The sequence below is a fragment of the Streptomyces sp. NPDC002044 genome (genome assembly GCF_040296725.1).
Lineage (GTDB): Bacteria > Actinomycetota > Actinomycetes > Streptomycetales > Streptomycetaceae > Streptomyces > Streptomyces antarcticus.
On record NZ_JBEOXU010000040.1, the window covers coordinates 33894 to 47099 of the forward strand.

The 13206-nt window shown below is 69.5% G+C and carries 11 protein-coding genes; 3 read left to right on the forward strand and 8 right to left on the reverse strand.

Translation table 11 applies throughout. The annotated features are described in order from the left end of the window. Positions 1–249: 249 nt before the first annotated feature. Positions 250–2016, reverse strand: a complete 1767-nt coding sequence (arc, locus tag ABT106_RS13375) for a proteasome ATPase (RefSeq protein ID WP_351276130.1) — start codon at positions 2014–2016, stop codon at positions 250–252. A 264-nt stretch (positions 2017–2280) separates the two neighbouring features. On the opposite strand from arc, the gene ABT106_RS13380 reads away from it, so the two are divergent. Further along, a complete protein-coding gene (locus ABT106_RS13380; RefSeq protein ID WP_351276132.1) occupies positions 2281–2601 on the forward strand; it encodes a ferredoxin in 321 nt (106 codons plus the stop codon). A gap of 4 nt (positions 2602–2605) precedes the next feature. On the opposite strand, the gene ABT106_RS13385 is transcribed toward ABT106_RS13380, so the two are convergent. From ABT106_RS13385 to ABT106_RS13395, 3 genes are all read right to left on the reverse strand, one after another. Next, complete coding sequence (locus ABT106_RS13385) at positions 2606–3220, reverse strand: hypothetical protein (RefSeq protein ID WP_351276150.1); 615 nt, start codon at positions 3218–3220, stop codon at positions 2606–2608. A 210-nt stretch (positions 3221–3430) separates the two neighbouring features. Further along, positions 3431–4327 (reverse strand): tRNA (adenine-N1)-methyltransferase, encoded by an 897-nt coding sequence (locus tag ABT106_RS13390; protein WP_267722638.1) that lies wholly within the window; start codon positions 4325–4327, stop codon positions 3431–3433. An 18-nt stretch (positions 4328–4345) separates the two neighbouring features. Beyond that, positions 4346–5479 (reverse strand): site-2 protease family protein, encoded by a 1134-nt coding sequence (locus ABT106_RS13395; protein ID WP_351276152.1) that lies wholly within the window; start codon positions 5477–5479, stop codon positions 4346–4348. Positions 5480–5824: 345 nt separating this feature from the next. Here ABT106_RS13395 and ABT106_RS13400 point away from each other — a divergent pair, with 345 nt between their 5' ends. Together ABT106_RS13400 and ABT106_RS13405 are read left to right on the forward strand one after the other, a co-directional pair. Next, on the forward strand, positions 5825–6706 hold the full coding sequence (locus ABT106_RS13400) for a RecB family exonuclease (protein ID WP_351276154.1): 882 nt from the start codon (positions 5825–5827) through the stop codon (positions 6704–6706). 66 nt (positions 6707–6772) lie between these two features. Further along, positions 6773–7444: a response regulator gene (locus tag ABT106_RS13405; protein ID WP_351276134.1), complete on the forward strand. Its 672-nt coding sequence runs from the start codon at positions 6773–6775 to the stop codon at positions 7442–7444. Positions 7445–7570: 126 nt separating this feature from the next. Here the strand turns inward: ABT106_RS13405 and ABT106_RS13410 are convergent, their stop codons facing one another. The 4 genes from ABT106_RS13410 to ABT106_RS13425 all read right to left on the reverse strand — a co-directional run. Next, entirely contained in the window at positions 7571–9148 is a 1578-nt protein-coding gene (locus ABT106_RS13410; protein WP_351276136.1) for an ABC transporter substrate-binding protein, read from the reverse strand. 73 nt (positions 9149–9221) lie between these two features. Next, positions 9222–10826, reverse strand: coding sequence for an ABC transporter substrate-binding protein (locus ABT106_RS13415; protein ID WP_351276138.1), 1605 nt, complete (start codon positions 10824–10826; stop codon positions 9222–9224). Between the two features lie 538 nt (positions 10827–11364). After that, positions 11365–12066: an HAD family hydrolase gene (locus ABT106_RS13420; RefSeq protein WP_351276140.1), complete on the reverse strand. Its 702-nt coding sequence runs from the start codon at positions 12064–12066 to the stop codon at positions 11365–11367. 111 nt (positions 12067–12177) lie between these two features. Next, positions 12178–13206: vitamin B12 dependent-methionine synthase activation domain-containing protein (locus tag ABT106_RS13425; RefSeq protein ID WP_351276142.1), on the reverse strand; the 1029-nt coding region annotated here is incomplete at its 5' end.

Sequence of the window (13206 nt, forward strand, 5' to 3'; positions counted from 1 at the left end):
GGCCCTCCTTGCCCGGCGGCGCCCCCCTTCGGGGGCGGCGCTCAAGTACCGCTGGTGCTCCGGTGCGTGTGTCTGTGCGGTGCCCGTCCCCGCACTGCGCGTCCGGCGGTACGGAAGAGCCTATGACCACTGAGCGCTCGTGGGGAGATCGTTTCCGTCATTGAATGTGCGTGGTCACCGGCTGAAAAGCAGTCGGTAAAGCAGTCGGCTGCGGATGCCCGGGAGGGCGTCCGCAGCCGCTCCGCTTCGTCAGAGGTACTGACCGGTGTTTGCCACCGTGTCGATGGAGCGTCCGGTGTCCGCGCCTTGCTTTCCGGTGACGAGCGTGCGGATGAATACGATCCGCTCGCCCTTCTTTCCGGAGATTCGGGCCCAGTCGTCGGGGTTGGTGGTGTTGGGCAGGTCCTCGTTCTCCTTGAACTCGTCCACGCAAGCCTGGAGGAGGTGGGCGACTCGGAGGCCCTTCTGGTTGTGCTCGAGGAAGTCCTTGATGGCCATCTTCTTCGCCCGGTCCACGATGTTCTGGATCATCGCGCCCGAGTTGAAGTCCTTGAAGTAGAGGACTTCCTTGTCGCCGTTGGCGTACGTGACCTCGAGGAAGCGGTTCTCCTCGGTTTCGGCGTACATCTGCTCGACGACGGTCTGGATCATGCTGTGGACGGTGCCGGCGGTCGAGCCCTGGTGCTCGGACAGGTCGTCCGGGTGCAGGGGCAGCGTGGCCTTGAGGTACTTCGCGAAGATGTCCTTGGCCGCCTGGGCGTCCGGACGCTCGATCTTGATCTTCACGTCGAGGCGGCCGGGGCGCAGGATGGCCGGGTCGATCATGTCCTCGCGGTTGGAGGCGCCGATGACGATGACGTTCTCCAGGCCCTCCACGCCGTCGATCTCGGCGAGCAGCTGGGGGACGATGGTGTTCTCCACGTCCGAGCTGACTCCGGATCCGCGGGTGCGGAAGAGGGATTCCATCTCGTCGAAGAAGACGATGACGGGGGTGCCCTCGCTGGCCTTCTCGCGGGCACGCTGGAAGACGAGGCGGATGTGCCGCTCGGTCTCGCCGACGTACTTGTTGAGGAGTTCGGGGCCCTTGATGTTGAGGAAGTAGGACTTTCCGGCGGGCTGGCCGGTGACCTCGGCGACCTTCTTGGCAAGGGAGTTGGCGACGGCCTTGGCGATGAGCGTCTTGCCGCAGCCGGGCGGCCCGTAGAGCAGGATGCCCTTGGGCGGCCGCAGTTCGTGTTCTTTGAAGAGGTCGGGGTGGAGGTACGGGAGCTCGACCGCGTCGCGGATCAGTTCGATCTGGTCGCCCAGGCCGCCGATCTTGTCGTAGTCGATGTCGGGGACCTCTTCGAGGACGAGTTCCTCGACCTCGCTCTTGGGGACGACCTCGTAGACGTAGCCGGAGCGCGGTTCGAGCAGGAGGGCGTCGCCGGGGCGGATGGTGATGTCCAGGAGCGGCTCGGCGAGCCTCACCACCCTTTCCTCGTCGGTGTGCCCGACCACCAGGGCGCGCTCGCCGTCCTCGAGGATCTCCTTGAGGGTGACGATGTCCCCGGCCCGCTCGTATGCCATGGCCTCGACCACGTTGAGGGCCTCGTTGAGCATGACCTCCTGGCCGCGCCGGAGCTCTTCCGGTTCGACGCTGGGGCTGACGTTCACACGGAGCTTTCGGCCGCCGGTGAAGATGTCGACGGTGCCGTCCTCGTTGGCCTGCAGGAAGACACCGAAGCCGGCCGGCGGCTGTGCGAGCCGGTCGACTTCTTCTTTGAGGGCCACGATCTGGTCGCGGGCCTCGCGGAGCGTGTTCGCGAGTCGTTCATTCTGAGCGGAGACGCCGGCCAGATTTGTCTGTAGCTCGACGATCCGCTCTTCGAGAATCCTCGTGTGTCGCGGAGAGTCGGCGAGCTTACGTCGCAGGACGGCGATTTCCTGCTCGAGAAAGGCAACCTGGCCGGCGGGGTCCTCAGACCCTCGCCCGGGCCGGATGCCGCGGTTGATGTCGTCGTCGTGGGCTGCCACGGTCCTCACCTCCTCCAAGGGGAGCTGGACGCTTCCTGACCCTACCTGGGCTGGTGGTGATTGAAACCCCTAGATCACAAAGACGGTAGGGGTGTGTCCGATCTTCACCCTTGCGTACTCCCTCACGCCAAGGAAATACCCACCCATCAAACTCGGGATGCGCCCGGTTGTAAGGTCGAAGTGTTCAACACCCGTCAGAGCCCGCGCGACTTGCCGCGGCTTGTGACCGGGATGGATCACTCAGCGCAGGGAACGGCAGGAGATATGACCGTGCAGCAGGAGGCTCCGACAGGTGGCGTCGGCGAGGCCGGAGAGCCCCTTGAGGTCTGGATCGACCAGGACCTCTGCACCGGGGACGGCATCTGCGCGCAGTACGCGCCGGAGGTGTTCGAGCTGGACATCGACGGTCTGGCGTATGTGAAGAGCGGGGAGGACGAGCTGCTGCAGGATGCGGGGGCGACGACTCCGGTTCCGCTGACGCTGCTCCAGGACGTGGTGGACTCGGCGAAGGAATGTCCGGGTGACTGTATTCACGTAAGGCGCGTTTCGGACAGGGTGGAAGTCTTCGGCCCCGACGCCGAGTGACGCTTCAAACACTCTTGGCGGCCGGGTCCGTCAGCTCTTGGCGGAATTTTCCGCCGCTCCAGCGCCACTTGGCGAGCTTCCTGACGTCCGGGCTGTAGCGCGGGACCTCCGGCGAGGAGTAGCCGAGGAGGGTGGCGGTGACGGCTCCGTCGCTCACGGTGAGGTCGGTGGCGCTCTGGCGCAGGCCGGTGTCGAGGAGGGTGGCGACGATGCGGGGGTGTGCGTCGTCGGCGGGGTCCCGGACGAGGACGTAGAGGGCGTGGGGCGGGGTGCCGGAGCCCGCGTCGCAGCGGACGGCCGCCACGGTTTCGGGGCGGCCGTCGCCGTCGAGGTCGCCTTGGGCGGTGGCGGTGACGGCCTGGGGGGCGCCCTTGCAGTCGAGCGGGTAGGTGACGGCGGCGGCGTCGGGGGCGTCTTCGGTGACGGCGGGGGCGGCCGGGGCGGCGGCTCGCGGCCCGTTCGCGGCCGGGGCGGGGGCGCCGGCGGCGGGCTGGACGAGTCCCGCGGCGGCTATGACGGCGGCGACGGCCGTGGCGGTGGCGAGCCAGTGGACGGGCCGGGTGCCGCTGTGCGCGAGGGTGTCCGCGGTCGGCGCCGGCTCGGTGGGGCTGTGCAGCAGCACGCGGGGTGTCTCCTGTGCGAAGGGTGACGGGGAGCCAGCATCGTGCCACACCTCACACGGCGGCGGAACGGCTGGGTCCGGGTCGGCCGGGCCGGCGTACGGGACAACGAGAAGGCGCTGTGGCGCAGTTCCCGGACCATCGGGGGAACTGCGCCACAGCGCCGTCGTGTTGGGTGTGCGGTGCGGCCGACCGGGCGGCCGCGGGGCTCAGGCGGACCGGTCGCTGCCGGGGCCGTCGTAGTCGTCGCCGTAGGCGCCCTTGGCGGGGCGGCGGCGGCGCATGGGCGGCTCGACTCCGTCCGCGAGGCGGCGGGCGGTGACGAGGAAGCCGGTGTGCCCGATCATCCGGTGGTCGGGGCGGACCGCGAGGCCCTCCACGTGCCAGTTGCGGATCATCGATTCCCACGGCTGCGGCTCGGCGTAGCAGCCGAACTCGCGGATGGACTCGACGGTGCGCGAGAGCTGGGTGGTGGTGGCGACGTAGCAGCACAGGATGCCGCCGGGGACCAGGGCCTTGGAGACGGCCTCGAGGCACTCCCAGGGGGCGAGCATGTCGAGGATGACGCGGTCGACGTCCGTGTCGGACAGGTTGTCCTGGAGGTCGCCCACGGTCAGCTGCCACGCGGGGTGCGGGCCGCCGAAGTACCGCTCGACGTTGGCGGTGGCGATCTCGGCGAAGTCCGGGCGGCGCTCGTAGCTGTGGAGCATGCCCTGGTCGCCGATGGCGCGCAGCAGGAAGCTGCTCAGGGAGCCGGATCCGACGCCCGCCTCGACGACGCGGGCGCCGGGGAAGATGTCGGCGAAGGCCAGGATCTGGCCCGCGTCCTTGGGGTAGACCACGGCGGCACCGCGGGGCATGGACAGGACATAGTCGGGGAGCAGGGGACGCAGCGCGAGGTACGCGACATTGCCCGTGGTACGGACAACACTGCCCTCGGGAGCACCGATCAGCTCGTCGTGCGGGAAGGAACCCTTGTGGGTGTGGAAATTCTTCCCGGCTTCGAGCGTGAACGTGTAGTGGCGGCCCTTGGGGTCGGTGAGCTGAACCTGGTCCCCGACCTCGAAGGGCCCGCGTCGGCGGGCGGCACCGGTCGGTTCGGACATGTGACCAGTGTATTGGCTTCAGGACTGGGGCCGTGCCATGGCCTTCACGAAGGCTTTCTCGACGTCGAGGGTGGACAGGACGCCGTAGATCTCGCCGCCGGTTTCGAGGACGAGGTATTCGCTGGCGGGGGTGGAGCGCAGGTGCTCGAGGAGTTCTTCGCCGTTGAGGTCGGCGCCGACCCTCATGCCGTCGGTGAGGTCCTGGGCGAGGGCGCTGACGGCGATCCAGGGGCGGCGGTGTTCGGGGACCGAGGCGATGGCGCTCTCGCGGACGATGGCGGTGGGGTCGCCTTGTCCGTCGACGACGACGAGAGCGCGGGCGCCGGCTTCGTTGGCCCGGCGGAGGGCTTCGGAGAGGGGGGTGGCGTTCTCGACGGGGATGGCGCGGCGGGTGAGGGTGCGGGCGCGCAGTCCGGGGAGGTGTTCGCGCAGGCGGGCCATGCGGAGGCTGTTGCCGGCGCCGGTCCAGATGATGGCGGCGAGGATCGCGGCGAGGAGGGCGTCCATGACGGTGTCCATGCCGCCGATGGAGTCGGTGCGGGTGCCGAGGATTCCGGTGTGGGTGAGGAGGGGGAGGCCGAGGAGGACGGCGACGGCGAGGCCGCGGCCGATCCAGGCGGCGGCGACGGTGCCGGCCATGGGTTTGCCGGTGATGCCCCAGATCACGGCGCGGAGCATGCGGCCGCCGTCGAGGGGGAGGCCGGGGAGGAGGTTGAAGGCGGCGACGAGCAGGTTGGAGATCATGAGGCCGGCGAGGAGGACGCCGGGGACGGTGGCGGGGTCGACGGCCTTCATGCCGAGGTAGAAGGCTCCGGAGAGGAGGAGGGAGAGGAGGGGGCCGACGAAGGCGAGGACGAATTCGCGGCCGGGGGTCTCGGATTCCTTCTCGATCTCGGAGACGCCGCCGAAGAACTGGAGCCGGATGCGGCGTACGGGGAGTTTGAAGCGCAGGGCGGCAACGGTGTGGGCGAGTTCGTGGACGAGGACCGAGGCGTAGAAGGCGACGGCGAAGAAGAGGGAGACGAGGTAGCGGACGGGTCCGAGGTCGGGGAGGATGCGGTCGAGCTGGTCGCCGAAGACCCAGGTGATGAGGGCGGCGACGAGGAACCAGCTGGGCGAGACGTAGACGGGTACGCCGAAGGGGCGGCCCATGAGGATTCCGCCGCCCGGTCCGGAGCGCCGTCCTCCGCGCTCGCCGGTTTCGTCGGTGTCTGCCACGGCTGTCCTTCGTTCTGGGGGGTCCCCCGGTCGTTCGGCGGGGGTCGTGTTTCGGGTGGTTCGGGTGGGGCTTGTGTCGTGCTTCGGTGGGGTGTGGTGCTCCGATCATGCAGTGCGCGGGGCCCCGGCGTCGATGGTATGCGCGTGCTGTCGGTCGCGGGTCGTAGGGTTTTGTCCATGATGACGAGCTCCGGTGCCGTGCCAGGCGCAGCCGATGCCGACGCGGCGCCTCGCGCCGTGGCACCCACATCGCTGTCCCCCTCACGGGCCGGCGATTTCATGCAGTGCCCGCTGCTGTACCGGTTCCGTGTGATCGACCGGCTTCCGGAGAAGCCCAGTGCGGCGGCGACCCGGGGGACGCTGGTCCACGCGGTGCTGGAGCGGCTCTTCGACGATCCGGCGACGGAGCGGACGGTGCCGCGGGCGAAGGCGTTGATCCCGGGGCAGTGGGACCGGTTGCTGGAGGCGCGGCCGGAGCTGACGGAGCTGTTCCCGGCGGATGACGCGGGGGCGGGGCTGGCGCGGTGGCTGTCGGAGGCCGAGGCGCTGGTGGAGCGGTGGTTCACGCTGGAGGACCCGACGCGGCTGGAGCCGGTGGAGCGGGAGTTCTTCGTGGAGACGGAGCTGGACTCGGGTCTGCGGCTGCGCGGGATCATCGACCGGGTGGACGTGGCGCCGTCGGGTGAGGTGCGGATCGTCGACTACAAGACGGGGAAGGCGCCGCGGGCGGAGTATTCCGAGGGCGCGCTGTTCCAGATGAAGTTCTACGCGCTGGTGGTGTGGCGGCTGAAGCGGGTGGTGCCGCGGCGGTTGCAGCTGGTGTACCTGGGCAGTGGGGACGTGCTGACGTACGACCCGGTGGTGGCGGACCTGGAGCGGGTGGAGCGCAAGCTGCTGGCGCTGTGGGAGGCGATCCGGGAGGCGACGGAGACGGGTGACTGGCGGCCGCGGCCGACGAAGCTGTGCGGCTGGTGTGATCATCAGGCGGTGTGTCCGGAGTTCGGGGGGACTCCCCCGGTGTATCCGCTGACGCTGTCGCCGGCCCGGCGCGGGGAGGCGGCGGGTGCCGGGCCGGAGGCGGCGGGGCAGGTGGCGGGGCAGGTGCCGGGGGCGCGGCCGGAGGCGTCCGGGGAGGCGGCGGTACGCCCGGCGGAGGGCTGATCGCGGGGTCAGGGCACAATGGGCGGCGTCCGCCGAAGCCGTCCGACGAATACGAGGGAGACCCCCGTGGCGATCCGCGTCCTGCTGGTCGACGACCAGCCACTGCTGCGCACCGGCTTCCGGATGATCCTGGAGGCCGAGCCGGGGCTGGCGGTGGTGGGTGAGGCCGGGGACGGTCTGCAGGCGCTGGACCAGGTGCGGGCGCTGCAGCCCGATGTGGTGCTGATGGACATCCGGATGCCGCGGATGGACGGGGTGGAGGCGACGCGGCAGATCACGGGTCCGGGGCGGGACGGTCCGGCGAAGGTGCTCGTGCTGACGACGTTCGACCTCGACGAGTACGTGGTGGAGGCGCTGCGGGCGGGCGCGAGCGGGTTCCTGTTGAAGGACGCGCCGGCGAACGAGCTGGTACAGGCGATCCGGGTGGTCGCGGCGGGCGAGGCGATGCTCGCGCCGAGCATCACGCGGCGGCTGCTGGACAAGTACGCGGGTCACCTGCCGTCGGGCGACGACAGTGTTCCGGACACGCTGGGGACGCTGACCGAGCGCGAGGTCGAGGTGCTGAAGCTGGTGGCCCGCGGGTTGTCGAACGCGGAGATCGCGGCGGACCTGTTCGTGAGCGAGACGACGGTCAAGACGCACGTGGGCCACGTGCTGACGAAACTGGGTCTGCGCGACCGGGTGCAGGCGGCGGTCTACGCGTACGAGAGCGGTCTGGTGCGCCCCGGCGCCCAGTAGCGGCCGGCGGGTGTGCGGACGGGCCGGGCCCGGGACCTGTGGGGGTCCCGGGCCCGGCCCGTTGTCGTGGCTACGCTCCCGGCCGGGCCCGGTGGGGGCCGGCGGGCGGGGTGGCGGCGGGGCCGCTCAGCCCTTGCTGATCTCCCAGAAGCGGAAGACGGTGGAGGCGTCGAGCGACCACTGGAGGCCGGTGACGTTGGGGCGGGTCACGGCGTACTGCTTGCCCTGCCACAGCGGCAGGAGGGGGATCTCCTCGGCGACGATGTCCTGGAGACGGTTGAAGTCGGTGCTCGCGGCGGCGCGGTCGGACTTCGCGGAGGTCGACGGGATGATGGTCCCGGTGATCTCCTTGTTGTCGTAGTTGTTCTGCAGGACGTTGCCGGGCCCGAAGAACGGCTGCGTGAAGTTGTCGGCGTCCGGGTAGTCCGGGACCCAGCCCTTGACGTAGACGCCGTACTTGCCGGCCTGGATGTCCTTCTCGTACTGCTCGTACTCGACGGACTTGACGTCGGCCTCGAAGAGTCCGCTGTCGTTGAGCTGCTTGGCGATGAGCGCGAACTCCTCGTCCGTGGAGGGGCCGTAGCGCGACGGCGTCGAGTACAGGGTGATCTTCACCTTGTCCTTGATGTTCGCGGCGCGCAGGACGGCCTTGGCCTTCTCGGGCTGGGGGCTGCCGCCGTAGCGGTCGAAGAAGGCCGTGTTGTGCGAGGCGATGCCGGCCGGGACGATCGAGTAGAGCGCGGTCGCGGTGCCGTCGTAGACGTCCTTGACGAGCGCTTCGCGGTCGATGAGGTAGGCGACGGCCTTGCGGACGGGGAGCTTGCCGGCGACCGGGTCGTTCATGTTGAAGACGAGGTGCTCGACCTCGGCGCCGGCGCCCTGGACGACCTCGACCTTCTGGTCGCCGGTCTTGTTGGCGAGGCCGGCGATGTCCTTGGCGGCGAGGCCGCGGAAGGCGAAGTCGACGTCGCCGCTCTCGAGGACCTTGCGGAGCGCGGCCTGGTCCTCGTTGAAGAACTTCATGGTCACGCCGGAGTTCTTCGGCTTGGCCTTGCCGCTGTAGGACTCATTGACGGAGAAGCCGGCGCTCTTGTCGTTGATCGAGTCCAGCTTGTAGACGCCGGATCCGACGGCCTTGCCGTCGGTGCGGATCTTGTCGGCGGGGTACTCGGTGTGGTCGACGATCGCGCCCGCGCCCGAGGCGATCTTGCTGGGGAAGGTCGCGTCGGACGTCTTGAGCCGGAAGACGACGGTCTTGTCGTCGGGGGCGTCGATGCCGTCGATCGACGCGAGCATCACGGCGGGGCCGTTGTCGTCGTTGATCTTCAGGGTGCGCTCGAAGGAGTACTTGACGTCCTTGGAGGTGAGCTTGTTGCCGTTGCTGAACTTCAGGCCGCCGCGCAGGGTGCACTTGTACACCTTGCTCTCGCCGCCCTCGAACGCGCAGGTCTGCGCGGCGTCGGGTTCCGGCGTGGTCCCGCCCTTGGGGAAGCTCAGCAGCGACTGGAAGACGTTGTTGAAGAGCAGCCAGGAGCCGGGGTCGTAGCCGGACGCGGGGTCCGTCGACTTCACCTTGTCGGATATCCCCATGACCACGCCCTTGCCGCTTCCGGCATTGGAGCCGTCGGTCGAACCGCAACCGCTGAGCAGCGCGGCGGCGGTGGCTGCGCCGAGCGGGGCCGCCAACCACTGGTTACGTCTCATCACGCGAATCCTTCACAGTCTTGACGAATCGATGCGCCGGCCCGCGACACCCGCTGCCGGTTCCCTGCGGGTCTCAGCCGCTGACACCCCGGCCGAGTTCCCACAGCTGGAGGTCGGAGATGGCGTTGACCGACCACTCCACTCCGGTGATCCCGTCGCGTGCGGCGACGTACTGCTTGCCCTGCCACAGGGGCAGGACGGGTACGTCCTCGGCGACGATGTCCTGCATCTCCGTGATCGCGGGGAGGGCGACGCTGCGGTCGACCGCCCGGCGGGATTCGGGGATGAGTTTGGTGCGCACCGCGGCGTTGGCGTACGGCGTGCCCAGGAAGTTGTCCTGCTCCAGGAACGGGGCGAGGAAGTTGTCGGCGTCCGGGTAGTCGGGGAACCAGCCGAGCCCGTAGGCGGCGTGGTCGCCCTTCTTCTGGGCGGGGCGGAAGTCGGCCCAGTCGCTGCCCTGGACGGTGATGTCGAACAGCCCGGTGGAGTTCAGCTGGGCCTTGAGGGCCTCGAACTCGGCCGCGGTGCCGTCACCGTAGTGGTCGGTGGTGTAGTTGAGCGTCAGCTTCACCGGGGTCTTGATCCCGGCTTCCTTCAGCAGGCCGGCGGCCTTGGCGGTGTTGACCTCGCCGTACTTGGTGAAGAAGGAGTTGACGTGGCCGGGCACGGTGGTGGGGACCAGCGAGTAGAGCGGCTGGGCGGCCTTGCCGTAGACCTTGGTGATGACCGCGTTGCGGTCGACGGCGGCGGCGAGGGCCTGGCGTACGGCCTTCTCCTTGACGACCGGCGCCTCGGTGTTGAAGCCGAGGTAGCGGATCTCCAGGCCCGGGAGGGGGACGAGCTTGACGCCCTTGGGCGGCTTGGCGGAGAGCTCGGAGATCTGGGCGGGTGCCAGGGTCCGGGAGACCATGTGGACGGATCCGTCGGCGAGGGCCTTGCCCATGCCGGCGGAGTCGGGATAGGTACGGAGCTCGACCTTGTCGTTCTGTACCTTCAGGTCGCCCTTGTAGTGCGGGTTCTTGGTGAAGACCGCGCGGACCAGCTGGTTGTCCTTGACCTCGGGCTTCATCGTGTAGGGGCCGGAGCCGTCGACGGTGAAGCCCTCGCGGAGCTTCTTCGCGTCGTAGCTCTTGGCGCTGACGATGCCCGCGGCGGGGGTGGAGAGCTTGTAGGGGAAGGTCGCGTCCGGGGTCTTCAGGTGGAAGACGACGGTGTCGGCGCCCTTGGCCTCGACGGTGTCGATGGTGGAGAGCAGCGAGGACGGGCCGTTCTCGTCCTTGATGGCGAGGACCCGCTCGATGGAGAACTTGACGTCCTTCGCGGTGAGCGGATCGCCGCCGGCGAACGTGAGCCCGGGCCGCAGGGTGCAGCGGTAGCTCTCGTTGCCGGTGTCGGTGAAGCGGCAGTCGGAGGCCGCTTCGGGGACGGGCTGGCCGCCGCCGCGCGGGGTGTGCATCAGCGTCTGGACGGTCTGGCGCAGGACGTTCCAGGCTCCGGCGTCGTAGGCGTACGCCGGGTCGAACGGGGCGGGGGCGAACTCGGCGGCCTCGAACCGGTCGGTGGTCCCGACGACGATCGCTCCGGATCCCGCTCCTCCGCCGCTGGCGCTGCCGCAGGCGGCGAGCGTGGGCGTGAGCAGTCCGGCCGCGGCCGTCAGCACCATGGTCTTGCGGTTCATGCTGGAAGTACTCCCTGTAACCGGCACTTGCTCAAAGCGGCGTAAAGGGCACTTCGCGGCGGTCGCCCGTTCAGGGCGGAACGATCGGGCCGGTGATGTGACGATCGGTCCACGCGGTACCGGCACAGGGGTGTGTGTCCGGTACGGCTGAGGTGCGGCGCAGTGCCCTCGTTGACACTAGTGGGCCGGGGCGGGATGGCTTGAACTGGCCGGACTTGGGGCGTAATCGGACGGTGATGGGAGCGGACTGGCTGTTCATGTGGAAGTCCGCGCAGATTCGGTCAGGAGCTGATCAATCCGGACACAAGGGAAGCCGCAGGAGCCCTCGGGCATGCTCACCGGGGTCCGGGCGGGTGACCAACGTCACCCGGGAGACCGCCCCGGAAGGCGTGGAATTTCAGCCTCCGGGGCCTTAGACGGAAGATCCTTCCGTCGGATCCACATCTGACGGGTGTCCGTTCGGTACGGAGCGTGCGGTGCCGTGTGCGCTCAGTGCATCGGGGCACTCAGTACATCGGGCGATCAGTACATCGGGCGATCAGTTCATCGGGGCGATCAGGGAGCGCAGGAACGCCAGGTTCACGTCCTCCAGGGAGTGGACGACCGTGCGTCCCGGAGCGGGCGGGATCAGCCCGACCGAGGGGATCGCGACGACCCGGCAGCCGGCGGCCTCCGCGGCGGCGACGCCCGTGACGGTGTCCTCGATGACGGCGCAGCGCGAGGGGTGCGCGCCGAGGGCCGCGGCGGCGTGCAGGTAGGGGTCGGGGTGCGGCTTGGTGCGGGCCACCTCGTCGCCGGCGACCGTCATCGTGAAGCGGTCACGGCCGAGGGTCAGCAGCACCTGGTCGATGACCCGGCGGTGGGAGGCGGAGACCAGGGCGGTGGGCACGTTGTGCTGGGCCAGCTCGGCCAGCAGCCGTTCGGCGCCGGGCATGATCGGCACCCGGTCGGCGATGCGGGCCTCGAAGCGCTCGTTGAGCAGGACGCTCAGCTCGGCGAGTTCGATGGCCGCGCCGGTGGACTCGATGAGGAACGCGGCACTGCGGCTCATCGGGCCGCCGACGACGACGTCCCGCCAGGCGTCGTCGAGCCGGTGTCCGAGCTCGTGGAAGATCTCGGCTTCGATCTCCCACCAGAAGCCCTCCGTGTCGACGAGGGTGCCGTCCATGTCGAGCAGCACCGCCTGGAGGGCCGAGCCGTCGGCCGTGGGGGCGACGGGGGCGGGAACCGTGCTCGTCATGCGCACACCTCTCAGTAGGGACGAGAAGGCCGGTCACCTCTTCCCGCGGGGCATCCCCGGGGGAACAGGCGACCGGCCTGTATGGGACCGACAAGTGTACGTCGGCCCGCGTCAGCGTGCGTTGAAATACTTCGCTTCGGGGTGGTGAATCACGATCGCGTCGGTGGACTGCTCCGGATGGAGCTGGAACTCCTCGGAGAGGTGGACGCCGATGCGCTCCGGCTGGAGGAGCTCGGCGATCTTGGCGCGGTCCTCCAGGTCGGGGCAGGCTCCGTAGCCGAGGGAGAAGCGGGCGCCGCGGTACTTCAGGTCGAACATGTCCTCCACCTTGGAGGGGTCCTCGCCGCCGAATCCGAGCTCGGAGCGGACCCGTGCGTGCCAGTACTCGGCCATGGCCTCGGCGAGCTGGACGGACAGGCCGTGCAGTTCGAGGTACTCGCGGTAGGCGTCGGCCTCGAAGAGCTTCGCGGTGGCCTCGCCGATCCTGGAGCCGACGGTGACGACCTGGAGGCCGACCACGTCGATCTCGCCGGACTCCTCGGGGCGGAAGAAGTCCGCGAGGCACAGGCGGCGGCCGCGGCGCTGGCGCGGGAAGGTGAAGCGGGTGCGCTCGTTGCCCTGGTCGTCGAGGAGGATGAGGTCCTCGCCCTTGGAGACGCAGGGGAAGTAGCCGTAGACGACGGCGGCTTCGAGGAGGTTCTCGGTGTGCAGCTTGTCCAGGAGGCCGCGCAGCCGCGGACGGCCCTCGGTCTCGACGAGCTCCTCGTACGTGGCTCCGCCCGCGCGGGCCTGCTTGAGGCCCCACTGCCCCTTGAAGAGGGCGCCTTCGTCGAGCCAGGAGGCGTAGTCCTTGAGCGGGATGCCCTTGACGACACGGGTGCCCCAGAACGGCGGGGTGGGGACGGGGTTGTCGACGGACACATCGGAGCGGCCGCCGGGCTCCTGCGGCTCCTCCGCCTCCGGGACGGGGGCGGCCCGCTTGGCGACGCGGCGCTGCTTCAGCTCGGGCAGGGACGCGCCGGGGACGCCGCGCTTCACGGCGATCAGGGCGTCCATGAGGCGCAGGCCCTCGAAGGCGTCGCGGGCGTAGCGGACTTCGCCCTCGTAGATCTCGTGGAGGTCCTGCTCGACGTAGGCGCG